The sequence below is a fragment of the Advenella kashmirensis WT001 genome, assembly GCF_000219915.2.
In the GTDB taxonomy this organism is placed as follows: Bacteria; Pseudomonadota; Gammaproteobacteria; order Burkholderiales; family Burkholderiaceae_B; genus Advenella; species Advenella kashmirensis.
Genome location: NC_017964.1, coordinates 3,695,600 through 3,720,379, shown reverse-complemented (window position 1 = coordinate 3,720,379; position 24,780 = coordinate 3,695,600). Strand labels below are relative to the sequence as shown.

Annotated in this window: 20 protein-coding genes and 5 pseudogenes; 21 read left to right on the top strand and 4 right to left on the bottom strand. The window is 54.3% G+C overall.

Features of this window, described 5'->3' with window-relative positions:
• Positions 1-26: 26 nt before the first annotated feature.
• From TKWG_RS17440 to TKWG_RS17410, 7 genes and pseudogenes are all read left to right on the top strand, one after another.
• Positions 27-482 (top strand): MerR family transcriptional regulator, encoded by a 456-nt coding sequence (locus TKWG_RS17440; RefSeq protein WP_014752098.1) that lies wholly within the window; start codon positions 27-29, stop codon positions 480-482.
• The gene (locus TKWG_RS17435) at positions 430-813 is read left to right on the top strand and encodes a carboxymuconolactone decarboxylase family protein (protein ID WP_014752097.1); all 384 of its coding nucleotides are present in this window, start codon (positions 430-432) and stop codon (positions 811-813) included. Before TKWG_RS17440 ends, TKWG_RS17435 begins: the two co-directional genes overlap by 53 nt.
• Positions 814-875: 62 nt before the next feature.
• Positions 876-1,331 (top strand): SMP-30/gluconolactonase/LRE family protein, encoded by a 456-nt coding sequence (locus TKWG_RS17430; protein ID WP_171815179.1) that lies wholly within the window; start codon positions 876-878, stop codon positions 1,329-1,331.
• A gap of 22 nt (positions 1,332-1,353) precedes the next feature.
• On the top strand, positions 1,354-1,641 hold the full coding sequence (locus TKWG_RS17425) for a serine/threonine protein kinase (RefSeq protein ID WP_014752095.1): 288 nt from the start codon (positions 1,354-1,356) through the stop codon (positions 1,639-1,641).
• A gap of 198 nt (positions 1,642-1,839) precedes the next feature.
• Positions 1,840-2,736, top strand: a complete 897-nt coding sequence (locus TKWG_RS17420) for a LysR substrate-binding domain-containing protein (protein ID WP_014752094.1) — start codon at positions 1,840-1,842, stop codon at positions 2,734-2,736.
• Between the two features lie 258 nt (positions 2,737-2,994).
• A pseudogene (locus tag TKWG_RS27330) lies at positions 2,995-4,166 on the top strand (alpha-hydroxy acid oxidase).
• 82 nt (positions 4,167-4,248) lie between these two features.
• Positions 4,249-5,240, top strand: a pseudogene (locus TKWG_RS17410) (Bug family tripartite tricarboxylate transporter substrate binding protein).
• Between the two features lie 397 nt (positions 5,241-5,637).
• Here the strand turns inward: TKWG_RS17410 and TKWG_RS17405 are convergent.
• Positions 5,638-6,045, bottom strand: coding sequence for a TetR/AcrR family transcriptional regulator (locus TKWG_RS17405; protein WP_202947734.1), 408 nt, complete (start codon positions 6,043-6,045; stop codon positions 5,638-5,640).
• A gap of 151 nt (positions 6,046-6,196) precedes the next feature.
• Here TKWG_RS17405 and TKWG_RS17400 point away from each other — a divergent pair, with 151 nt between their 5' ends.
• Together TKWG_RS17400 and TKWG_RS17395 are read left to right on the top strand one after the other, a co-directional pair.
• Positions 6,197-6,967, top strand: coding sequence for an SDR family NAD(P)-dependent oxidoreductase (locus TKWG_RS17400; RefSeq protein ID WP_014752092.1), 771 nt, complete (start codon positions 6,197-6,199; stop codon positions 6,965-6,967).
• The gene (locus tag TKWG_RS17395; protein ID WP_238534228.1) at positions 6,960-8,174 is read left to right on the top strand and encodes an MFS transporter; all 1,215 of its coding nucleotides are present in this window, start codon (positions 6,960-6,962) and stop codon (positions 8,172-8,174) included. The genes TKWG_RS17400 and TKWG_RS17395 overlap by 8 nt, the downstream gene beginning before the upstream one ends.
• Positions 8,175-8,207: 33 nt before the next feature.
• On the opposite strand, the gene TKWG_RS17390 is transcribed toward TKWG_RS17395, so the two are convergent.
• Positions 8,208-8,948 carry a GntR family transcriptional regulator gene (locus TKWG_RS17390; RefSeq protein ID WP_014752090.1) on the bottom strand — a complete coding sequence of 247 codons (741 nt, stop codon included), beginning with the start codon at positions 8,946-8,948 and terminating at the stop codon, positions 8,208-8,210.
• A gap of 109 nt (positions 8,949-9,057) precedes the next feature.
• Here TKWG_RS17390 and purB point away from each other — a divergent pair.
• The 3 genes and pseudogenes from purB (at position 9,058) to TKWG_RS17375 (ending at position 12,930) form a co-directional block, all read left to right on the top strand.
• Positions 9,058-10,418 (top strand): annotated as a pseudogene (purB, locus tag TKWG_RS17385) (adenylosuccinate lyase).
• 20 nt (positions 10,419-10,438) lie between these two features.
• Positions 10,439-11,413, top strand: a complete 975-nt coding sequence (locus TKWG_RS17380) for a Bug family tripartite tricarboxylate transporter substrate binding protein (protein WP_014752089.1) — start codon at positions 10,439-10,441, stop codon at positions 11,411-11,413.
• 3 nt (positions 11,414-11,416) lie between these two features.
• Positions 11,417-12,930, top strand: a pseudogene (locus TKWG_RS17375) (fumarate hydratase).
• A 170-nt stretch (positions 12,931-13,100) separates the two neighbouring features.
• Here the strand turns inward: TKWG_RS17375 and TKWG_RS17370 are convergent.
• On the bottom strand, positions 13,101-14,012 hold the full coding sequence (locus TKWG_RS17370; RefSeq protein ID WP_014752086.1) for a LysR substrate-binding domain-containing protein: 912 nt from the start codon (positions 14,010-14,012) through the stop codon (positions 13,101-13,103).
• A 145-nt stretch (positions 14,013-14,157) separates the two neighbouring features.
• Between TKWG_RS17370 and TKWG_RS17365 the strand changes: the two genes are divergently transcribed.
• From TKWG_RS17365 to TKWG_RS17350, 4 genes and pseudogenes are all read left to right on the top strand, one after another.
• On the top strand, positions 14,158-15,162 hold the full coding sequence (locus TKWG_RS17365) for a Bug family tripartite tricarboxylate transporter substrate binding protein (RefSeq protein ID WP_014752085.1): 1,005 nt from the start codon (positions 14,158-14,160) through the stop codon (positions 15,160-15,162).
• Between the two features lie 4 nt (positions 15,163-15,166).
• On the top strand, positions 15,167-16,231 hold the full coding sequence (locus TKWG_RS17360) for a maleylacetate reductase (RefSeq protein WP_014752084.1): 1,065 nt from the start codon (positions 15,167-15,169) through the stop codon (positions 16,229-16,231).
• Positions 16,232-16,360: 129 nt separating this feature from the next.
• Entirely contained in the window at positions 16,361-17,170 is an 810-nt protein-coding gene (locus tag TKWG_RS17355; protein ID WP_014752083.1) for a citryl-CoA lyase, read from the top strand.
• 21 nt (positions 17,171-17,191) lie between these two features.
• Positions 17,192-18,342 (top strand): annotated as a pseudogene (locus tag TKWG_RS17350) (CaiB/BaiF CoA transferase family protein).
• On the opposite strand, the gene TKWG_RS17345 reads toward TKWG_RS17350, so the two are convergent.
• A complete protein-coding gene (locus tag TKWG_RS17345; RefSeq protein WP_014752082.1) occupies positions 18,317-18,907 on the bottom strand; it encodes a DUF4202 domain-containing protein in 591 nt (196 codons plus the stop codon). The pseudogene TKWG_RS17350 and the gene TKWG_RS17345 overlap by 26 nt on opposite strands.
• Before the next feature lie 243 nt (positions 18,908-19,150).
• Between TKWG_RS17345 and TKWG_RS17340 the strand changes: the two genes are divergently transcribed.
• The 5 genes from TKWG_RS17340 to TKWG_RS17320 all read left to right on the top strand — a co-directional run bounded on the left by TKWG_RS17340 (position 19,151) and on the right by TKWG_RS17320 (position 24,744).
• On the top strand, positions 19,151-20,809 hold the full coding sequence (locus TKWG_RS17340) for a type VI secretion system Vgr family protein (RefSeq protein WP_014752081.1): 1,659 nt from the start codon (positions 19,151-19,153) through the stop codon (positions 20,807-20,809).
• A gap of 242 nt (positions 20,810-21,051) precedes the next feature.
• Positions 21,052-21,534, top strand: coding sequence for an immunity protein YezG family protein (locus tag TKWG_RS17335; protein ID WP_014752080.1), 483 nt, complete (start codon positions 21,052-21,054; stop codon positions 21,532-21,534).
• A 318-nt stretch (positions 21,535-21,852) separates the two neighbouring features.
• Complete coding sequence (locus TKWG_RS17330; RefSeq protein ID WP_014752079.1) at positions 21,853-22,086, top strand: hypothetical protein; 234 nt, start codon at positions 21,853-21,855, stop codon at positions 22,084-22,086.
• Between the two features lie 76 nt (positions 22,087-22,162).
• Positions 22,163-22,630, top strand: coding sequence for a hypothetical protein (locus tag TKWG_RS17325; RefSeq protein ID WP_014752078.1), 468 nt, complete (start codon positions 22,163-22,165; stop codon positions 22,628-22,630).
• 407 nt (positions 22,631-23,037) lie between these two features.
• Entirely contained in the window at positions 23,038-24,744 is a 1,707-nt protein-coding gene (locus TKWG_RS17320) for a ShlB/FhaC/HecB family hemolysin secretion/activation protein (protein ID WP_238534227.1), read from the top strand.
• The last annotated feature ends 36 nt before the right edge of the window (positions 24,745-24,780 follow it).

The window sequence follows — 24,780 nt, the reverse complement described above, 5'->3', positions numbered from 1 at the left end:
CGCACTCTAACTTCTACCATTACGCCATGGAATCCTATCTGACCATCGATGAAGTCGCCAGGCGCACGGGCCTGACGGCCTACACCTTGCGCTATTACGAGCGCATCGGCCTGATTGCATCAATTGCCCGCACAACGGGCGGGCAACGGCGCTATGCGGCATCGGACATGGCCTGGATTGAATTTCTGCTACGGTTGCGGACGACGAATATGCCAATCGGCAAGATGCAGACGTTCGCAAGACTACGTGGCGTTGGGGACTCGACGGTATCGGATCGTCGCCAGATGCTGGAAGAACACTTGACAGACGTTCTTTCGGAAATCGAGGCGTTGCGCCAATCGGCAGAAGCTTTGCAGGCAAAAATCGACTATTACCGCTCACTTGAGCATCCCTCGGCGCCGGATTCACTCTCTGATGAAGGACATGGTAATGAAGAACGAAAGCCGCTACGAACGAGGTCTCGCAAAGCTGCGGGAGATTGATGGGAAGGCCGGTGAGCACGTCCTGGAAAGTCTCGACGGGATTGCCCCGGACTTTGCGCGATATCTGATCGAATTCCCCTTCGGGGATATTTATAGCCGGCCTGGTCTGGACCTCAAAAGCCGGGAGATTGCGGTCGTGGCCGCGCTTACCGCGCTGGGCAATGCAGCGCCTCAGCTCAAGGTGCATATCCAGGCCGCACTGAATGTGGGCGTGACAAGGACGGAAATTGTCGAAACCATTATGCAGATGGCAGTCTACGCCGGATTTCCTGCCGCGCTCAATGGACTGGCGGCCGCAAAAGAGGTGTTTGCACAGCAGGCTGAGCAATGAGGCACATAATTATCCATACAACCCTTGTCATTAGCATGGCCGGCCTTGCCGGATCATTGGTTTTGGCGCAGGCGAACACGACAACACCAGGCCAGGTTGCGACGGGACAGCAGGTCAGGCAGATCCATGATGGGCTGAGTTCACCTGTTGGAATGGCATATGACGCCAGCGGCAATCTGTATATAGCGAACTGGTCTGAAGGTACCGTTGTACGCTTTGCTCCAAACGGTCGCCGCAGCATTTTTGCGCAGGCACTGCGAGGTCCTTCGGGGCTGGCCATCTCCGCGGCTGGTGATATCTACGTTGCCTCTTATAGCGAGGATCTGGTCTGGCGCTTTACTCCTGAGGGAGCTCAAAGTGTTTTCGTACGCGGGCTGGCAACGCCGGCAGGATTATCCTTCGATGCACAAGGCCGATTGCTGATCGCCAACCGGCGAACCAACCAAATTCTGGCTGCCCATCCAGACGGCAAGATAGACATTGTGCCGAAGCACTCCAAACCCCGGTGGCGTCGTTGAGCTTCCTAACGGGGATTTGCTGGTGAGCAATATTGCGGGCGGCATTTCCCTGGTTTCGGGTAGTCGCCTTGCGCGCAGCATCAATGACGATCTGGAAAGTCCCGGCCCAGGTATCGTGAGGGCGGGGGCAGATGCGGCATACGTCGTGGACTATGGCGGTACCACAGTCAGCCGCGTGGATCGTCAGGGCCGGCGCACGGTGATAGCTGACGGGCTGAGCAGTCCCGTGGGCCTGGCACTTGCCCCGGACGGCAGTTTGACGGTAGCCACCTGGGGCGCGAACGCGGCTTTTCGCATCGTGCCGCAATAAGCGTTGCGCGCGCAAGGCGAACTCTGTGTGGCAAGAATGGCGTGGGTATCCGGCTTCAATGTGTCCGGCATGCCTGCCGCTTCAGCAACTGAACACATAAGGGGGGCGCCGTACTCTGGATATAATGGTGCGTTCCCTACCCCATCCATTGTCGGCAGTGCGCGAACAATGAAATCTAAAAACGCGAATGATTGACTTATGCAAAAACGTTTGACGCCTTCCATCACCGCTTTACAGTGTTTTGAAGCGGTAGCGCGACATATGAGCTTTACGCGTGCCGCCGAAGAGATGCACTTGACGCAAAGCGCGGTCAGCAAGCAGATCGCGCAGCTCGAATCAATCCTGAAACACCCCCTGTTTCGCCGCGTCAGGCAGCGCTTACAGTTGACGCCTGCCGGACTGCTGTATCAGTCTGAAGTCAAGGAAATACTGACACGAATTGATATGTCCTCACGCTATATCCTCTCTTATGGCAGCGAAACCGAGGTTTTGACGATCGGTACGCAGCCGACGTTCGGCGCGCGCTGGCTCATACCACGCCTGAATCGGTTCATGAAGGAAAATCCGAGTATTCATATCAAGGTACAAAGCGAGCTCAAGCCATTTGATCTCGTGCAGGCCAATATTGATATCGCTTTTTTTTACGGACGGGGAACATTGCCCGGGGCGGAATGCAAGGAGATGTTCGAAGCGGGGATGGTGCCGGTGTGCCATCCTGATCTGATGCCGCAAGAAGGTATCGGCGAACTGGCCTGTCTGGCAGATATGATTCTGATTCAATGCGCGTCGCGTCCGGAGGCATGGCACGATTGGTTTTTTCATCAGAATTTTCATACAGACAGTAGTTATAACGGTCCCAGATTCGACACGTTCTATATGTGCATGAGAGCAGCACAGGCCGGTTGCGGCATTGCCATGGTACCGCGCTTGCTGGTTGATGAAGAATTGCGTGATAGCAAATTGATTATTCCCTGGCATTATGAACAGCCAAGTGATGGATCGTATTTTGTCGCCTATTCGGAACACTCTGCAGAAGTGCCGAAAATCAAAGCCTTTGTGGCATTTGTCCAATCAGAGGTCGCCGCTGGCCTGTAAGTGCAAGCGAACGGGTTCATGAAAAAAAGGAATGATGGGGTCATATTTTTTCATTTGGCTGACACTATCGAACGTGCTTTAATGGCTGTCTTTGTTGCTTGCCTTCCGGGTTGACCCCGGGGAAACGGCACCCGGTCAGCGCGGTCAAAGCACCCAAAGGGCTTGCGCCTGCTGTTCCGGATATTCTCACCTTTGTAATCCCGGTGTCCTGCATACCGTGTGAGTGAGATTTCAGAAGTCATAACAGCAGAGAAGCATATGAAGAACGTTGATCGCTACTATTCCATATCCGACTTTGAAAAGAAAGCCAGGAAACGTATGCCTCGTTGCGTGGCGGGTTACGTGGGTGGCGGCACCGAGGATGAAGCCTCTTTAACCGAGAGTCTGGCTGTTATGAAGCGCATCGGGTTCAGGCATCGAGGCCTGCAGCCGGTCGAGCAGCGTTCGAGCGAGGTATCCATTTTCGGGCAGACCTATGCAATGCCCGTGGGATTTGCTCCTACAGGCTTTTCCGCTATCGTTATGCACGAATGTGATCTGGCGCTTGCCACAGTGGCCATGCAGACCCGGATTCCGTTTGTGATCAGCGGAGCGTCGAACGTGCCGCTGGAACAATTGCAGCAGGCCACCGGGAATCGGTGCTGGTATCAGGCATATCTTCCTGGTGATATTCCACGTATCGACAAACTGCTGACACGGTTGAAGCGGGCGCAAATTCCGGTGCTGGTTGTGACCGTCGACACCTGCGTTGCCGGTAATCGCGAGAACATTAAGCGGCTGGATTTTACCGTGCCTTCAAGATAAGTCCCAGACTGATCCTGGACGGGATATTGCATCCGCAATGGAGTGTGAATGTTTTCATGCGAACGCTGATCAAAAGCGGTGTTCCCCGGTTTTCGAATCTGTACGAGGAAATTGGCCCGCCCATTACTGAAGACCCGCCTAACGGGTTCCGTGGCGGTCGCGATAAGCTGTCCTGGGAACACATCCGCTGGATACGGGAAAACTGGCAAGGTAGGCTGGTGCTCAAAGGCGTGATGCATCCGAACGATGCCCGGGAGGCAGTAGCGGCAGGTGTTGACGGGCTGATTGTATCGAACCACGGCGGAAGGCAATTGGACGGATCCATCTCACCGTTGCAGGCGTTGCCTGATATTGTCGATGCTGTTTCAGGCGCGATGCCGGTCATGATCGATGGTGGCTTCAGACGTGGTGCCGACGTTCTCAAGGCCGTTGCGCTGGGCGCCAGTATGGTCTTTACCGGCAGGCCACAGTTATACGGAGCAGCCGTGGCTGGTACCACAGGCATTCATAAGGTGGTCGACATTTTTCTATCGGAAATTGATACCAATATGGCCTTGCTGGGCTGCAGCCATCTGTCAGAGCTGACATCCGCTTGCCTGCAGAAGATCGATGCCCCACGGCTATAACGATTGTGATCAAACGCTAAATAGAGCACGAAAATAATACGGCCCGGCGCTGTCGGGCGATGATACTTTATTGGATGGAACCATGAAGAAATTACAATACCAACTCACGCACCTGGCTGCCATATTGGGTCTGCTGGCCGCGCCATTGTCCTACGCGGCGGACGCTGCGACTAATTATCCGACCAAACCCGTCAAGCTGGTTGTCGGCTACGCGCCAGGTGGTACAACGGACATCAGCGCGCGTTTGATGGCCGATATGCTTTCCAAAGAATTGGGCCAGCCGTTCATCGTGGAAAACAAGCCCGGCGCAAACAGTAATATCGGGGCGGAGTATGTTGCAAAGTCCAAGTCTGACGGCTATACGCTGCTGGTTGGGTCAATTTCAACTGCAATTAATTATTCCCTGTATTCCAAGTTGGGATATGACCCATTGAAGGATTTTGCAGCGGTCGGACTGCTCAATATTGTGCCCAATATCATGGCCGTCAATCCCAAGGTGCCGGTCAAGACAGTAAAAGAGTATATTGAATTTACGAAGAAGAACCCCGATGCGCTGACATGTGCCTCGCCGGGCAACGGTTCCTCTGCTCATCTTGGTTGCGAACTATTTAAAATCAAATCTGGTATTTCGATTTTGCATGTACCCTATCGTGGCAGCGGCCCTGCGGTTGCCGATCTGCTGGGCGGGCAGGTGTCTTCCATCTTTGATAATTTACCGCCGCTGTTGCCCATGTGCGTTCAGGCAAGTTAACGGGGCTGGCGGTCACGACGGCCGAACGCGTGCCATTTGCCCCGGACATTCCTACGATTGCAGAGTCTGGCGTAGAGGGCTTTAACGTGGCAGCGTGGTTTGGTGTGTTTGCGCCGGCAGAAACGCCGCCGGCAATTGTCGAGAAAGTCAACGTGGCGCTTAACAAGGCCCTTGCAGACCCGGTATTGGTTAAAAATTACAGTGCGAATGGTTTTTTGATGCCCACGGCGCCTAATACGCCGGCTGCGTTCAGGACGTTTGTCGAGAGCGAAGTGACCAAATGGGCTGAAGTTGTCAAGGCAACAAACCTGAAAATCGACTAAAGGGATGAGACTGCCGACAGCTAAGTGCGATGTGAGATCGCCCTTCTGATCTGGATTATGCGGAGATTGCCTCAGGTAATCTCCGCATTTCTTGCGGTGATTATGTGGTTGTCAACTTCTGATGTTTATCGCCTGACTAGGTGACTGATATTGAATACTGCATTTGCCTGCGTGCTACTTTTGCGAAAAGCAACGCTGCATCAACAGTTCTCTGATTGTCGGTAAGACAAGAATCAATGGCTAGCCGGACAAATGGATATTCAGTCCGCCCGGTCCGGCCAGGCCGCCATGGCCGTTTCCACTACTTTTTCCAGTACCGCACGCGGCACGCCATCCCGTATCTGGATGGCAAAGCCATTCATCAGCGTTGCGTAGAAACTTGCCAGTGCAGCGGTGTCTACGGTGTCAGGTATTTCCTTTTCTGCCTGGGCCTTGCGTAAACGCTGGTGAATGGCTTCGTAGTTGCCTGGCGCAGTCCCTTCAGAAAATCATCAATCTCACGGTGTTCCTCAGCGCAATTGGTGGCGCCCAGCACCACCAGGCAGCCGTGGGTTTTAGTCTTGTTTGCAATTGGCCCCAGCGCTTCGCGCAGCATGATTTCAATGGCCTTGCGTGCTGTTGGCTGTTCGCGCAGGGCACGGGCGGTCGCGCTGCCGTCATGCGTGACATAGTACTCCACCGTTTCCTTGAATAACCCTTCCTTGTTTCCGAAAGCGTTGTACAGACTGGGCGCAGGAATACCCATGGCCGCCGTCAGGTCGGCCATGGAGGTGCCTTCGTAGCCATGAGCCTGAAACAGCTGCATGGCGGCGCGCAGGACAGCATCTCTGTCAAAAGTGCGGGGTCGGCCTCTGGTTACCATAATTAAATTATATAACGATTACTAAAAAATAAGTTGACGGCATGCATCTCTTCAAATTACGATTATATAACGATCACTAAAAAAGGAAATCGATATGTTGCAGCTTACAGGAAAAACAGCGCTGGTGACCGGCGGCTCTCGTGGTATTGGCGCAGCCATTGTGCGTCATCTGGCAAGGGAGGGTGCCAATGTTGCCTTCACCTACTCAAGTTCGGGCGAGGCGGCGCAAAAATTGGTTGCCGAGGTTGATGCACTGAAAAACACATCGGGCCAGGCGTCGCCAGCCGCGGGCGCAACGCTGGCGTTGCAGGTGGACAGTCTGGATCCCATCGCAGTGCAAGAGGCCGTTTCCAGGGCCTTTGATCATTTTGGCAAGCTGGATATTCTGGTAAATAACGCGGGAATCTTTGAATTGAAGCCAACCGGCGAATTCACGATGGATGATTACGAGCGCCAGATGGGCGTGAATGCCCGTGCCGTCTTTGCTGCCATCCAGCGCGCTGCGCAAGTGATGACCGAGGGCGGACGCATTATCAATATCGGCAGCAGTCTGGCCGAACGGGTTCCCAGCCCGGATATGTCGCTATACGCCATGAGCAAGGCAGCGGTGTGGGGGCTGACCAAAGGCGCTGCGCGCGACCTGGGGCCGCGAGGTATCACAGTTAACATTATTCAGCCGGGTTCGACGGATACCGACATGAATCCGGCCAGCGGCCCGCATGCCGACGGGCAACGCAGCCTGCGCGCCATTGCCAGTTTCAACAAGCCGCAAGAGATTGCCGCCATGGCCGTGTATCTGGCCAGCGATGCGGCACGCTCCATTACCGGCGCCAGCTTGTTGATTGATGGCGGCGCAAATGTCTAAGAGTCAAGAGCAACAAACCATGCCTGTGATTGTCTACTTCCTGGCGCTCGCTGTTTTTGCCCTGACCACCTCCGAGTTCATGGTGGCAGGCATGATGCCATCGCTTGCCCAGGCGCTGAATGTTTCGGTGCCCGAGGTGGGCTATCTGATTTCCTATTACGCGGCTGGCATGGTCATTGGCGGGCCTGTCTTGATGCTGGCCCTGCTGAACGTGCCGCGCAAGCGTGCATTGCTTGTACTTATCGGCGTCTATACGATTGGACAGTCGGTGGCCGCAGCGGCAACCACATATGAAATCATGGTCGCGGGACGCATATTGTGCGGCGTTGCTGCATCGGCCTGTTTCGGGCTGGCGCTGGCCATTTGCGCCCAAATGGTTGCGCCCGGCAAGGTGGCCCGCTCGGCCGCCATCGTGATCAGTGGCCTGATGTTTGCAACGGTGTTCGGCGTGCCTGCAGCCACTGCGCTGGAACAGGCGTTCGGCTGGCGCTTCGTATTCTGGCTGGTGGCCGCAATGACGGCAGCATCGGGTATCCTGCTTGCCTTTACGCTGCCGGCCTCGCGGATTGAACAGCGCACCAGTGCGTTGGCAGAATTGGTTTCACTGAAAAACGGCCGCTTGTGGGCCGCCTATGGCACCAGCGCCTTGATCATCGGCGCGACCTTTGCTGCATTCAGCTATTTTTCACCGATCCTGCTTAATGTGAGCGGCTACGACGCTTCAACCATTCCCTTGTTGCTCATGCTTTATGGCGCTGCAACGGTCATTGGTAATTTCATTGTGGGGCGGCTGGCCGACCGTCATACCATGCAGGTTTTGTTCTGGGGCCAGATTATCCTGACGGCGGCTTTGATTGCATTCGCAATTTTCGGACAATTGCAGCCTGTGGCCCTGGGCGCCTTGATATTGATCGGGCTGACCGGCGTTGCGCTGAACCCGGCCATGGTGGCACGCGTGATCAAGACGGCGAACGCAAGCCCACTTGTGAATACCGTACATGCGTCTGTGATTAATATCGGCTTGTTTGCGGGCTCCGCGCTGGGTGGCTTGGGCATCAGCCTGGACTTTGGCATGCGCGCGCCGCTGTGGGTAGGCGCGGCGCTGGCGGTGATTGGCGTGCTGAGTGTCGTGCCGTTAGTGGTGAAAGAAAAGGTTGGGCGGAAAACCGTGAAAGTGGCCGGCGCATTGCAGTCGGAGTGCGCATAGGCAGTGTGGTTACCGGGCTGATGAACGCAGCCCCTACATCTCCCGCTTTGCATCCAGCAGCAATGAAAACCTGCCGCTAGGATGCAAAGTCATGCTGATTTCCACCACTTCATCGTTATCGTCAATATACCGTCTGATCACTTTCAGGGCCGGGGCAGGAGAGGGGGCTTGCAGCACGTCCTCCAGCTCTGCTGGCAAAAGGATCGAATCAATCTCCTGACTAACGGCCTTGAGCGTCACGTTGAATTCTTCCTCCAGTATCGCGCTGACCAACACATCCGGCTTTGCTTTGACCCTGTCGGCCAGTAATGCCAGGTCAAGACCAGCCAACACAACATAAATATCGGTCCAGCCAATCGGCAATTTGTCTGCGGCCTTGCCATAGCGCATTGTGGATATTTTCAATGCATGCAGCCCCGGCTCCAGTCCCAGCGTTGCGGCCAGCTGTTTGTCCAGCACAATCTGTTCTATTGCCTGCACCACTTTTTTATTCTCATTGCTAAACTGCACCAGATCGTTGATGGAATCGAGCCGGTGCAGGTACATGTTTTGCGGCAGCGCAGATTCTACGCGTGTGCCCAGTTTTTTGGTGCGACTGACAAATCCCTGGCGAGCCAGTTCCGCAATGGCCGATCTGATAGTTTGCCGGCTTGCGCTGTACATGGCGGATAACTCGAATTCCGTCGGCAACAGACTGCCAATGCCGTATTTTCCGGAGGCAATGTCGTCTTTCAGGCTCAGCGCAATTTCATTGTATTTAGTCAGCTTTTTCATACTCGAAATTATACGGGCAATTCACCAGATGAGGGTTATTACCGATATTTAATATGTACGTACATAATATATTATATTAATATGTTCGTACATAATGGAAATAAACCTCATGCTGCATAGCTCTGCGTCCACTGTTTTTGACTCCCTGCTGTTTCGCGATACGTTTGGTACGCCGGCCATGCGCAATGTATTTTCGGATGCCAGCCTTATCCGCAAGTACATTGCGGTTGAAATAGCCCTGGCTAAGGCACAATCGCGCCTGAATGTGATTCCGGCAACCGCCGCGGCCGAAATCGAAAGCCGAGTAAAGTTTGAGCAACTCGATTTCGAACGCCTTAAACAAGAAACGGAAAATGTGGGCTATCCCATACTGCCGCTGGTGACCCAGCTTGCAGAACAATGCGAAGAAGCGGGCAAGTACATCCACTGGGGAGCGACCACCCAGGACATTATGGATACCGCTAATGCGCTGCAGATCAAAGAGGCGCTGGCTTTGGTGGAGGCGGATATTCGCGCGCTCAGAAAGATCCTGCAAGAGCTGGCTCGCACTTACAAAGATACCCCGATGGCAGGACGCACGCACCTGCAACAGGCGCTTCCCATTACGTTCGGCTATAAGTGTGCGATCTGGCTAGGCATGTTTGACCGGCACGAGCAGCGTTTGCAGGAACTCAAGCCGCGTGTAGAGGTTGGCCAGCTTGCCGGGGCTGCCGGTACCCTTGCTTCGCTCGGCGACATGGGTCTGGAGGTACAGGCTGAGATGATGCGGGAGCTTGGCCTGGGCATTCCGGTAACAACCTGGCATGTGGCACGAGACAATTTTGCAGAAGCGCTTAATTTTCTAGCCCTGGTCACCGGTTCCCTGGCCAAGATCGCCCTGGACATCATGTTGATGGCCTCCACCGAATATGCCGAGGTGTATGAACCCTTCGTTAAAGGACGCGGGCAAGCAGCACCATGCCGCAGAAAAGAAACCCGATTTCAAGTGAAATTATGCTGGCCTGCGCCAAGGGTGTGCGACAGCATGCCGGGCTGATGCTCGATGCCATGGTCCAGGATTTTGAACGGGCTACCGGGCCCTGGCATGCAGAGTGGATCGCCATTCCTGAGAGCTTTTTGCTCACAGCAAGCGCGCTTGCCCAGGCCCGTTTCGCGCTGGGCGGCTTGGAAGTGGATGCGGCGCAAATGCAGAAGAATCTGGGTATTTCCAAAGGCCTGATCGTGGCCGAGTCAGTCATGATGGCCCTGGCTGCCCATGTAGGAAAACACCAGGCGCATGAGGTGGTCTACGACGCCTGCCGTAAGGTCAATAGCGGCAGCCAGACGCTGGCCGACGTACTCATGCAAACACCGGCCGTCACGCAACACTTGTCTGAAGAGCAAATCCAGGCATTGACCAATCCCGCTAATTACCTGGGCCAGGCACCGGAAATGGTCGCCCGTGCCCTGAACGCATCAGCACGTATCTGAACGCCCCCAAGGAACCCTTTATGAAAACAACCCATCTATTAATCACAAGTGTGGCAGCATTGATTTGCGCCAATCCCTCTTTTGCCCAGTCCTATCCGGAGCGGCCAGTAACGTGGATTGTCCCCTTTGCCGCAGGCGGCCCGACCGATGGCATGGCGCGCATGGTTGCCGCTGAAGTATCAAAGGAACTGAAGCAGCCCATCGTGGTTGAGAACGTCGGTGGTGCCGGCGGGCAAATTGGTGCAGCGAAGGCCTCGAACGCCAAGCCGGACGGTTATACCTTTTTGGTAGGGCATTTCGGGTATATGGCGGCCGCCCCATCGCTGTACAAGACAATGAAGTATGATCCGATCAAGGATTTTGATGCGGTCTTTCGCTTTCCCGATACGCCGCTGGTGTTGCTGGTTGGCGCGGGTTCAAAATACAAGACGGTGGGCGAGATGATTGCGTTTGCCAAGGCAAACCCGGGCAAGATCAATTTTGGCAATGCCGGTGTAGGCTCCAGTTCTCACCTGGTGGCAGAATTGTTTGCTGCCAAGGCAAATATCAAAATCATGCAGATTTCGTACAAGGGAGCAGGGCCGGCGCTGAACGATGTAATGGGTGGGCAGGTGGACGCCATGTTCGATCAAACCAATACCGCCTTGCCTCAGACCAAAGGCGACAGGATCCGGGCACTGGCCCTCACATCATCGCGGACTATGCCGCAGTTTCCAAATGTGCCCACGATTTCAGGCACGATGCCGGGTCTTGAAGCGTCTACCTGGTATGGCATTTATGCACCAAAAGGCACCCCGCGCGCCATGATCGATACCACTTATAAGGCCTATCAGAAGGTCATGCAGAACAAGGCCTTCACCGACAAAATGGAACAACAGGGAATCTTCCTGTTGCCAGAGGAAAATTACGCGCCGGATGCTTTCCAGAAGTTCACCCAGTCGGAAATCGGCAAATGGGCAGACGTAATCAAGCAAGCCGGCATTGAGCCTCAGTGACACATGAAAACCATACGCCTGGAAGATCTGGAAAAAAGCATTGCCAGTGCCTTGCAATATGTCAGTCATCACCATCCGCCTGACTACGTTCGCGCCCTGAAGCAGGCCTATATTGAAGAAGACAACCGCTATGCCAAAAACGCCATTTTGCAAATTCTGATCAATAGCAAGCTGAGTGCGTCGGCCGGGCGGCCGATCTGCCAGGACACGGGTATTGCACATGTGTTCCTGCAAATCGGCATGGATGTGCGTTTTTCATCCGACGCGCAGCCCATGCCGTCATTGCAGGAAGTGGCCGACAACGCCGTTATTGCAGCCTACACTCACCCAGACAATCCATTGCGGGCGACCACGGTGGGCGAACCGCTGGGTGCGCGCAAAAATACGGGCAATAACGCGCCGGCGGTGCTGCATATCACCATGTGCCGGGGCGACGCCTTGCGCGTGACCGTGAGCGCCAAGGGGGGCGGGGCGACGTCAAGGCCCGGTTTGCCATGTTGAACCCGAACGAATCCGTAGAGGACTGGGTACTGGAACAAATGCCGACACTGGGCGCGGGCTGGTGTCCGCCCGGCGTACTGGGCATTGGTCTGGGTGGCAGTCCGGAGCAGGCAATGCAAATGGCCAAGGAGTCGCTGCATCAGCCCATTGATATTCAGCAACTGAAGCACAAAAGCACGCTTGATGATTACGAACGCTTGCGGCTCTCGCTGTACGAGCGTATCAATAACGAACTGAATATTGGTGCCCAGGGCCTTGGCGGCAAGTCTACCGTGCTGGACATCAAACTGCGCCATGCACCGTGCCATGCCGCCATGCTTCCCGTTGCCATTGTTCCCAATTGCGCCGCCACTCGCTATATGACATTTGAATTGGATGGAAGCGGGGCTGCGTGCCTGCCGGTTCATGACAAAAGCCTTTGGGACGATATTCCGGATACGGTCAATGTGGGCGAATCTATTGCAGTCAATCTGGATACGCTGACCAAAGAAGAGGTGAGAAGCTGGAGGGCAGGAGATATGCTGCTACTGTCCGGGAAGTTGCTTACTGCGCGCGATGCGGCGCATAAACGCATTGCGAATATGTTGCTTCACAATCAGCCCCTACCTGTGTCATTGAGCGGGCGGGCTGTTTACTACGTAGGCCCGGTAGATGCCACCGGCGATGAAGTGGTGGGACCGGCCGGCCCGACGACGTCCAATCGCATGGATGCTTATCTGGAAGACTTCATCGACAAGGCCGGGCTGCTCATTTCAATTGGCAAGGCCGAACGTAGCAGGCAGGCCATTGATGTGATCAAAAAGACTGGCACTGCTTATTTGAGCGCTGTCGGTGGCGCGGCATACCTGATCGCCAAAACCATTACACGTTCTCGTGTTGTCGCTTTCGAGGACCTTGGCATGGAAGCCATTTATGAGTTTGAAGTCCGCGACTTTCCGGCGACGGTTGCCATAGACAGTACGGGCGATTATATACACAGGGGGGTTGTGCCGATTATTCCGATGATTCAAGAGTAAGTTGCCGGCGAGAAACGGACGTTCTGCATTTGAAGATCAGAGGCTTGATTGATTCCTGTACTTAGCCTCAAGGCGATCAAGCACTTCGCTTGCGTCTTTTTCATCGCCGCTTTGCATGCCAGTGGCGATAGACCGAATGTCTGACATTGAGCGCTAAAGCCCCACAGCTGCTACGCGGGCGTGGCCCCCAGTTCGCTGGCTTTGGCCTTGGTCTGCTTGCGGATCAGGGAGATCAGGGCCATGCTGGCTGGCGTTTGAACGTGCCTGTCCATAAACAGCAGTCCATGGGTACGGATTGGTGTCGGCCCCTCAAGCGGAATGACGCGCAGGGGCTTATTATGTTCCGCCACAGCGCTAGGCGCGGCGATAAAGCCGACGTTGTCACGCATCACCAGGCCCAGCATGGCCGGGATCGTATTCATTTCGGCAACAATATTGGGTTGGGCGCCAGCGGCGTTGAAACACTCATCAAGCAGGCGGCGCGTTGAAAAGCTTGATGGTAATAAAACCAGTGACTCTCGATGCAGCTCGGCAATACGCAAGCGTTTGCGCTTGGCCAGCGGATGCGTCGTGGCCACGATCAGGGCCAGCTCTTCATTAAACAGTGGTTCAAAGCGTATCTCCTGTTGCTGTTCGGGGCGATAGCCGATGCCGACATCCAGTTGCTCTGCCTTCAGGCCATCCGTGATGGCGTCCCCTGATAATTCCTCAATGACGATCTTGACCGTCGGATTGTGCTTCAGAAACAGGGCAATGCAGTCTGGCAGGAACCCCAGGTTGAACGTATGTGTTGTGCCTATACGCACCGTACCGGTCATGGGGGCGACCGTTTGCTTTAATTCACTCAGGCCCTGATCAATGACAGTCAGGGCGCGGGCAGCGTAGATCAGGAACGATTCACCAGCTTCGGTCAGCACCACCCGCTTGCTACTGCGATCGAACAAATGCTGGCCAATTTCTTCCTCCAACTGGCGAATCTGGTGCGACAGCGTGGACTGGGTCACATGGACGCGTTCAGCCGCACGCGTGAAGTTCAGCGAGCTTGCCAGGGCGATGAAATATCGTAAGTGTCTGAGTTCCATAGGTATTCTATCTATCGATAGCATCGATCATATCAGACGAAAACAATCATTTCTATCTTTTCATCAGGTCAGCTAGACTTGATCGTGCAATAAGTCATATACCAATAATCAATACAGTGCGAAAAGCACTACACAGGACGAGACAATGATAAATGCTCTTAAAAATGCGCGAGATAGTCGCGCAGCGCGACGCCTGCTTGCCACACTGGTTTGTGTGCCATTGTTATGTGTGGCGGGCACGGCCCAGTCCGAGGAATATCCCTCCAAAGCGGTACGCATGGTCGTGCCATTTGGCCCGGGCACAACGACCGACACGATTGCCAGGCTGGTTTCCGACAGAATGTCCAAAGCACTGGGGCAGTCGATCATTATCGAGAACAAGGCCGGTGCGGGCGGAACGATCGGGACCGCGCAGGTGAGCCGAAGCGCGCCCGATGGCTATACGATCGTCATGGGTACGGTCGGCACACATGCGATTAACAAAGAACTGTACTCAAAGCGTGGCTACGATCCCGAGAAAGATTTCGAGCCCATCGCTTTTGTTGGACAAACCCCTACCATTCTGGTGGTGGGTGGCAAATCTCCGTATCACTCGGTCGAAGATCTGGGAAAGGCAGCGGCAACGCCGCCCGGAGTGACGTTTTCTTCTGCGGGCAGTGGCACGTCGGGGCATCTTGCCGGCGAACTGCTGAAAGACCGGTTGAGCGGCACGATGCTGCACGTACCCTACAAGGAAGGGAGCATGGCTTTGCAGGATGTGATGTCCGGGCAAGTGCAGTTCATGTTCTACCATCCCGCCGCGGTATTGTCACATGTGAAGGCAGGCAAGCTGCGCGCTATCGGCGTGTCCAGCAGCCAACGCAGTAGCGCAGCCCCTGATGTAGCCAGTATTGCAGAGCAGACCAAAAGCGAGTTCGATCTGGTAGCGTGGTTCATGATGTACGCTCCGGCAGGTACGCCAGCGCCGGTCATGGCCAAGCTGAAAAAGGCCGCTGACGTAGCGCTGGCTGATCCCGATCTGGCGGCAAAGCTCAAGACACAGGGCGTTGAGCCAGGCGGAGAGTCAACCCGGGATCTGGCCAGGTTTGAAGCGGCTGAAATAGACAAGTGGGCTGACCTGGTGAAAAAATCCGGTGCAAAGGTCAACTGAAGTGATGCAAACGTTCATATATACCGCACATCCGGTACGAGTGGTATTTGGTACGGATGCCTGGAGCACGCTGAAAGATGAGGCCGGTCTGCTTGGTGTTCGCAAAGTACTGGTGCTCTGCACTCCGCGTCAGCGTGCGCTGGCGCAGCAGGCTGTGGATGCGCTTGCCGAGCGCGGCGTCGGTATCTATGACCAGGCAGTCATGCATGTGCCCGTTGCCACAATACGCAATGCACAGGAGGCCGTGCGCAGGGAGAGGGCCGATTGTATTGTGGCACTGGGTGGCGGTTCTACCATAGGACTGGCCAAGGCATTGGCTATTGAAAGTGGCCTGCCCATACTGGCAGTGCCTAGCACCTATTCGGGGTCGGAGATGACAAGCATTTATGGCATCACCGAGGATGGTTTAAAGAAAACCGGTAAAGATGCGCGCGCATTACCACGCACCGTCATCTACGATCCATCGCTTACTTTGAAGTTGCCTTTTGATATTTCTGTCGTGAGCGGCATGAATGCCATTGCACATGCCGCAGAAGGACTGTATGCCCAAGAGGGAAATCCGGTGCTGGCACTAATGGCAGAAGAGGGCGTACGCGCCATGGCTAACGGTTTGCGTCAACTCGGTCAGAACGCCAACTCGCTTGCCGCGCGGTCTGCATGCCTGTACGGCGCCTGGCTTTGTGGCATGGTGCTTGCCGGTGCGGGCATGGCTTTGCATCACAAGCTTTGCCATACCGTGGCCGGCAGCTTTGATCTGCCGCATGCCCAGACCCACTCCATTATCCTGCCGCATGCGATGGCCTACAACGCGAGTGCTGCACCAGAGGCCATGCAACGTATAGCCCGCGCCCTTGGTCAGGAAACGGTTCCCGCTGCCCGTGCCTTGTACGATCTGGCCCAGTCGCTTGGCGCGCCAATGGCATTGCAAGACATCGGGATGCGTGAGAGTGATCTGGACAGGGCGGCCGATATCGCAATTGCCACACCGTATTGGAACCCCCGTCCTATAGAACATCATGGCATACGCACGTTGCTTCAGGCTGCATTTGAAGGGCGGCGGCCTACATAAGCCGCTCTGTATTCGAGCCTTCGATCACGATGATTTTTTTCAACAAGCTCTAATTTATTCAATGCATTTATCCGGTTATAGGTGCGTACCTGCATGCGTAACCGTGTAGATGCTTCTCATTGGAACGTTATGAAAATCGGTAAAGAAACCATTCCTCACTCAGCCATCTGTACATCTAACAGCGAGACCATTGTCGTTAGAGGCAAAGATCTTGCGGTCGAACTGATCGGCAATATGTCTTTCACAGACTATTTTCACTTGCTGGTGACAGGGCAACCACCTACCCCGGCAGCAACAGCGGTATTAAATGCCACATTGGTGGCCATTGCGGAACACGGCCTGGTCCCTAGCGTGCAAGCCAGTCGTATGACACTGGCTGCCGCACCCGATGCCTTGCAGGGTGCGGTCGCGGCAGGAATCCTGGGTTGCGGTTCGGTCATTCTGGGAGCTTCCGAAACCAGCGGCATTTTTCTTGAGGAGATTCGTGTACGTGCCGGCGATGGCCAAGACTATGACAAAGCAGCCAGGCAGGTGGTGGGCGAGTACTGTGCCGCCAGACGCGCGATACCCGGTTACGGGCACCCCCTGCATAAAGCGCGTGATCCGCGCGTGACCGCGCTGTTTGCGGTCGCCGAGCGCGCCGGGGCGGATATGACTTATGTGCACATTGCTGATGCGGTGGAAAAAGTGATTCCAGAGGTTGTCGGCAAGAGCCTTATGCTCAATGTATCTGCGGCCATTCCGGCCGTATTGCTGGGCGTAGGTTTCCCCATGACTGCCTTGCGAGGCGTGCCGATTCTTGCACGTACGGCGGGTCTTATCGGCCATCTGACAGAGGAGTTCCAAAAACCCATCGGCTTTGCCTTGTCGTATCAGGCGACACGCAATTACGTCTACGACGGTGAGTTGCCCGACAACTTTACGCCCGATCACGCCTAGACCCCCTGATGGAGTTTTATCATGATTAAAGTACTTAATGGCATCCGTGTACTGGAGCAAGGTACGTTCATTACGGGTCCCGCAGCGGGCATGCTGTTGGGAGACCTGGGGGCGGATGTGATCAAGATTGAGCAGCCGGGTACGGGCGATCCGTTTCGCGCCTTTAAAGGCGGCCTGTACAGCCCGCACTTTCAGACGTATAACCGGAACAAGCGCAGTGTCACACTCAATACCAAGGACGCCGCCGACCTGGCCACTTTCGATGAACTGATTAGTACAGCAGATGTATATATTCAGAACTTTCGGCCGGGCGCGGCCGAACGGCTAAATGTAGGTGAAGAGCGGCTGCGTAAAATCAACCCGGGGCTGATCTACTGCTCAATCAGTGGGTTCGGACCAACCGGCCCGGCAGCACGACGGCCTGCCTATGATTCGGTAGCGCAAGCAGCCAGTGGCTTCCTGGGGCTGCTGATCAACCCGGAGAACCCACGTGTTGTTGGCCCGGCGTTGGCCGATTCCATCACTGGTTTCTACGCCGCATACGGCATTCTAGGCGCCTTGCATGAGCGCAATAGTACGGGCGTGGGTCGCAAGGTAGAGGTGTCCATGCTGGAGGCCATGAGCCATTTCAACCTGGATGCTTTTACGCATTATTATTCGGCGGGCGAAATCATGGGCCCTACAGCCGCCCGAGCGTATCCCAGTCTTATGTCTTGAAATGCGCCGACCAAAAGTGGATCGCCCTGCATATGTCCTCGCCCGAGAAATTCTGGCAAGGTCTGGCAAGAGCGATTGAACAACCCTTGCTCTTTGACGATCCGCGCTTTTCCGACCGTAACGGACGTATCCAGAATCAGGAAGCACTGATCCAGATTCTGGGGGGGATCTTCGCGAAGCACTCACGCGATGAGTGGTGCCGCCGCCTGGAGTCTGAAGATGTGCCGCATGCGCCCATGTACGACACCAGCGAGGCGCTGGAAGACCCGCAGGCCCGGCATCTGCAAATCCTGGTTTCTGCCAGACACAAGACTATGGGTGACTTTCATACTGTGCGTCCGCCGGTTTCGTTCGATGGGCAAAGAAGCACCGAGGTTATACCGCCGCCTGTACTGGGCGAGCACAATGAAGAGGTGCTGAGCTCATTAACTACAGCCCCGACAACGCCTCGTTAATCACCGCAAGCCCGGCAGGACTGTAATCCAGCGTCAGTGCCTGCTGGCGTCCTGCGTCATCCATCTTGAGCAATGACTTTTGAATAATGCTCACGATTTTCTCTTCATTGTCCAGCCGGAATGCTTCGAACTGATATTGCAGAAAGACCAGGCACAGGGCATTTTCCATGATCTGTACATCGGCATCCTGCTTGATGCCGCGTTTGAGAACAATCGCTTTTACCCGCTCGATCGTTGGAGCATCGTACGCTAATTCACTTAGCATACGTGCTGCCATGTCGGCATGGTGCTGGGCCAGGGCCTTGCGCCAGGTCAGGTAACCAATACGTCCTTCCGGATACTCACGCCGGGGAATCTGCCAGCGACCGATATGCTGGCAGCGCGCGGCCAGTTGCAGGGGGTCGGACGCATTTGGGGCGAGTTTTTGGACCCACTCGGTCAGTTTCGTGGCCAGGAACAACTCACGTGGCCAGTCTTTCCCTTGCCAATTGAAAATATTGGGGTCGGTTCTGTTGACGGCATCAAAGGCGCTGTAAGCCCGGTCCAGCCTGGAAGAGGAAGTCATTGTCTTGTCTTTGGATGTTGCTTGTCAGTGAGTATGGATTTGACCACATTGATGGTAATAACGCCAACATTGCCTGCCAGCGAGCAAGCAAATGCGTTGGGTCCCAAGTTTGAAAGCGTTTGTAAAAATGTATATCGCTGGCTGCCTGGGTTATTTATAATTCGCTGTAAGTGGCTGTTTCTAAATAAATAAGAACATTTCTACATAAAAAGAGGTGGGTGCGACGCAGGCCCGCCACGCTAGATGTCTGCGAATATAAATATATCGAACATAATCAACCCTGACCGGCTGATCAGGGTCTCCATTGCGGCTGATAATGCCCAATTTCTGTTTGACGCCATGCAAGGCGCGGACGGATTATCTACTCTTTCAGACTATACCGTACGCCTGCTGCATCGCTCGATGCAGGTGGATGTGAGGGCGTTGCTGGGTAAATCCCTGACTTTGACCATCGAAACGGCGGCAGCTCCCCGGCACATTAATGGTGTGATCGCCAGCTTTGCACTGGTAGGCCAGGAAGGCGAGGCGGATCGTTATTTTGTGTACGAAGCGCGCGTGGTGCCCTGGTTCTGGCTGGCGACTCACAAAAAAGAATTTCGCATCTACCAGAACCAGTCTGTGCCAGAGACCATCAAGCAAGTGCTGGCGCCCTATGGTTATGCGTTTGAATTCGACCTGGTGGAAAGTTACACGCCACGTGTCTATTGCGTGCAATATGACGAAACTGATTTTCAGTTTGTGAGCAGGCTGCTGGAGGCCGAAGGCATTCATTATTACTTTCGTCATGAGCAGGGAAAGCACACGCTGGTCATGAGCGACGAAATCCAGAGCCACAAGCCGGTAGACGGCTACGAACATGTGCCGTATTTCACCGAAGACAAACTGACGCTGCCACAGCAGGACTATATGACACATGTGGCGGTGTTTCAGGACCTGAGGCCAGGGCAATACACCACCAACGATTACAACTTCACCACACCCCGCGCAGACCTGGCGGCACGCCAGCAGATCAAGCTGGATCACTCGCACAATGAAGCGGAAGTGTATGAATGGCCGGGCAATTACGGGGATGATCCCCTGGGTGAGCGCTACGCACGCCAGCGCATGCAAGAGCAGCACCACGTTCGTGATACCCGGACGCTGCGCAGCACCGCGCGGGGCGTGGCTACCGCCTCGCTGTTCAATCTGGTTCGCTGCCCCCGTACAGAAGAAAACCGCGAATATGTAGTGCTAGGCACCCGCTATGATCTGAAAGAGAACAACTACCATTCAGTAAGCTCGCCAGAGGAGGCGGCGCAAAACGGTCGCCGCTGTGTGTTCGATCTGACCGTGCAATGCGCCACCTTGCCATTCCGGCCGCCGCGTATTACGCGCAAGCCGCGTACCCTGGGACCACAGACGGCTGTAGTGGTGGGCCCTGAGGGCAAGGAGATCTGGACCAATGAATATGGCCAGGTCAAGGTGCACTTTCATTGGGACCGATACGATAAGAAAGACGAGAACAGTTCGTGCTGGATCCGGGTTTCGAGCAGTTGGGCCAGTGGTAACTTTGGCGCGATTCAGGTGCCAAGGATTGGTGATGAAGTGATTGTTGACTTCCTGAACGGGGATCCCGATGCGCCGATTATCACTGGCCGGGTATATAACGCGGCGATGATGCCGCCGTGGAAGCTGCCGGAGAACGAGACCCAAATGGGGATTTATTCGCGTTCCACGCCTGATGGCAATTATCAGACAGCCAATGCGATCCGTTTTGAAGACAAGGCTGGGCAAGAACAGTTATGGATTCATGCCGAGCGCAATCAGGATATTGAGGTTGAGCGAGATGAAACCCATTGGGTGGGAAGAGATCGGAAAAAGAATGTCGATAGGCATGAGCATAGCTTTATCGGTGGTATTTAGACAGAGACGGTTAAACTGGCTAAGGCCGAAACAATTGGCCTGGCAAAAGCGCTGACGACTGGTTTAGCATACCAGGTATCTGTGGGCACAATTGAGTCGCATATTGCTGGTATGCAGATGCAGTTCATCTGCGGTGATTCAAAGATCGTACTCAAACCGAATTCCATACACATAGAAAGTCCGCAAATCCATATAAAGTCAGGTACCAAGGTGCATATTGATATCAAATGGAAATTAATTACATGAATGAAAACTTGGATAATTTGCATCGTTCCATTGCTCAAAATATTTTTGCTAAAGCTCCTGATCGGATATGGACATCCGGGGTATGCATCGTAAAATTAATTTATGGCTATATAGAGGGGAAAATTACTTTTTTTCTAGATGGAGAAGAAATTAGTACGTCAGGAGTCGGTGGACAAAATTATCTTTTAGTAGAAAAACTCCGTAACTCGATGGCCGAAATAAATCAGGGAGATGCCTGGTACACCATGGTGGTCAATGTGCAGGAGGACGGTAAATTCAAATTTGACTTTGATTATGACCATTTGCCAGCATTCGATATTTTGCCGGACCGAGAGGATTGGGAGCGCGAATTTAAAATGTATCCTAGCGCAGATCTTCAGACTCACGTTCAGGATTGGATCGATGGTACGATAAAAGACGATGACTGGGAAGTTGTGACTAAGCGTTTACGAGAGCTGAATCCTTCCGCGGATTCTTGATGTTTTATTTAGTTTTTCTCTATTTTCAAGGGCCGGTGAGGCGCGTCTGGCCGCAGGGCAGAACGGCGGCGCGGCCAGGGCACTACGGGAATAATAGACTAAATCAAAAAAAGTCGACTTGCTAGTAAGCCCGTCTTGGCTCAATTAGCCTAAAAGAGCATTGGAATGGCGGCATACAAGAGTGCAATGTTATGACAGGTGAAATTTCTACTGCTGAAGTAGGATGAGGTGAATTAACCTGCTCTGCGGCTGCGGCTGCGGCTGCGGCTGCGGCTGCGGCTGCGTTTCGCGAGTATCAGTCGAATATGATAAAGATTGGTGACTATCGCTTCCCAGTCGTATGATGGTAGCGTGGCCAAACAGAAGGAGGCTCTTGCAAATTATTTGGCTAAGCGCTCGGATGGTTTAAAAACAGTCATTGCAAGTGTTCATGTGTCATCGGCAGAGATATTTACTACGACGTGTAAAGAAGAAACGTGCACGATGAAAGAGATGGAAAATAAAGCGACAGCATTTTTGTTTTTCAATATAGACTTTACGCCTGCCGAGTAGTTTTTGCTATTCAGAGGAAAGCAAAGAAATACATCGCGAAGTCGCTCGCGCAAATTAACCTCAACTGATTTAAATTATGAAAGTAAGCCAACGCTTTATTTCAATCGGAATAATGTTTGTATTGTTTGTCGTACTATTGGGCACAGCGCTTTTGGCGGGACAAAAAAGCGATGCTGCTCTCGTTTCGGAAAATGGTCAGCTTTCTTGCTCCAAAGCGCAGTTTGACGACTACATCAAGATTATGCTTCTGACAGGCGAGATGACGCTATCTCAGCCGCCGGACTCCGGCACTCTTGCGCAGCAGCAGAAGATGATTGACGCTTTTGCAGCGTTATCGCTACCCAAGGATAAAACAGTCGTTGCTGCGGGTCACACCGAGAGCGGGAAAGTCTATACAACGACATGCAAAAACGAAAAATGCACGATGTACGAAATGGCGCAGCCCGAGCAGGCCTGCTTAAGAGAGTATTGGAATGACTGCCCATATATAGCAATGCAGTTCAGAGAGAAAAAATATTGTTTTTTAGTACCCGCTAGTCAATAGCATGAGCGACAATAATTGCCCCGTTGATAGGAAATCAGCAAGTCGTGAGCAGAACAGCACTAAATCAGAAAACAGTCTGCTCTCTGAGATGGCAGTTGTTTCATTTTCTATGCCCGCCTATATAAAGCAAACGTGCTGCACTTATCTGAGCAAACAACTTTCGGTCATATACCGACGCACCAGCCGACGCCTGTGGCCGGTTTCTGCGTGATTTTTTGATCCATGTAAATTACTTTTGACTGCAGTACTCTTAGAATGCCCGCAAATAGTAGTCATGTTTGCAGGCAGCGATGGTGTATTGGTCAATCCACAAGCTCAATAATTGGCAGCCGCTAAGAAAGCGGGAACGTCTCTTCTCTTTACCTCGTTCACGCCATAGGCGCTATCGGTTGCGGCTGGCCTGCATCGTGCCGGTGCTCATTGCATTTGCTGGCGCCAGCACCGGCGCGCAAACGCTGCGGGCAGACCTGTTGGATGCACAACACATCCAACGACAGCAGCAACAGCAGCAATTTCTTGAAAGTCGCCTGCCATCGGCAGACGTTACTCCTCTTGTTCCCGACATTCCCGCCACGGATCGCAGCCGTTATCCGGTCGAGACACCGTGTTTTCCCATCAATGAAGTTATGTTAACCGGCGACTCGGCCGCGCGTTTTGCATGGGCGCTGGATGCGGCCCTTGCCCCCGGGAACGCTCCGGGCCATTTACCGTCGCCCATAGGACAGTGCCTTGGCGCCCAGGGCATTGAGTTGTTGGCCAGCCAGGTGCAGAACTCAATCATGGCTGCTGGGTATATTACCAGCCGTGTGATGGTCGAGCCCCAGAATATCGGCGCCGGACAACTGGTGCTGTCGCTTATCCCAGGGCGTGTCCATGAGATTCGTTTTACCGATGCGTCGGATACCCGGGCGCGCCGCTGGAACGCTTTGCCGATCAGGCAGGGCAATGTTCTGAATCTCCGCGATATTGAACAAGGCCTGGAAAACTTCCGTCGCCTGCCTACCGTTCAGGCTGATATCCAGATCGCTCCTGCATCTGAACCAGGGCAAAGCGACCTGCTCATCAACTGGAAACAATCCCGGCCGGCTCGCCTGATGGTAACCCTTGACGACGCTGGCAGCAAGAGCACGGGACGCTATCAGGGAAACATGGCGCTCTCGCTTGATCATTTGCTAACGCTGAATGATTTGTTTTACGTAAGCCACACACGCAGCCTTGGCTCATCGGCAGGCGGGGCGCGACAGGCAAAAGACAGTGCGCTGCATTATTCCATTCCGTTTGGCTACTGGCTCTTTAGCGTGAATGGGTCCAGGTTCACATACCGCCAGCCTGTGGCCGGCATCAATGAAAGCTACGTCTACAGTGGCCGCAGCCGCCGGCTGGACCTGACCCTGAGTCGGCAAGTCTATCGGGATGCCAGAAGGAAATTCAGTGTCTACGCCAAAGCCTGGGCGCGTCAATCGCGCAATTTTATCGAGGACACGGAAATCGCCATCCAGCAACGTCGCATGGCCGGATGGGAAGCAGGGTTCAATCATCGTGAATACCTTGGCTCGGCCACGCTTGATCTGGGCTTGTCCTATCGACGCGGTACGGGCGCGGGCAACGCGCGCCGGGCGCCGGAAGAGCTGTTTGATGAAGGCACTTCCCGGCCGCGTATCTGGCGGGCATCGGCCAATGTGTCCGTGCCGTTTTCCATTGGCCAGCAGCCGGTTCGCTACACCGGCACCTGGCAGGCCCAGTGGAACAAGACACCGCTTATTGCGCAAGACCAGTTCAGCATCGGCGGGCGGTATACCGTGCGCGGCTTCAGTGGGGAATATGTGCTAATGGCAGACCGGGGCTGGTTCCTGCGCAATGAGCTGGCGTTTCCGCTGTCCCGGCTGGGCCTTGCCAGGCACGAGGTCTTTGCCGGTGTGGATGCAGGCCACGTCAGCGGCCAGCATGCCAGGCAATTGCTGGGGCACTCGCTGGTGGGATCTGTCATTGGCGTTCGGGGCAACCTGTTCGGCCAAGTGCAATATGAATTCTTCCTTGGCAAGCCATTGAGCAAACCACGGGGGTTCAAAACGCCATCCACCACGGGTGGCTTCAGTATCAGTTTTTCGATATAAGGCGAGGCGCCATGGCGGCCGGCGTGCGCTGGCATT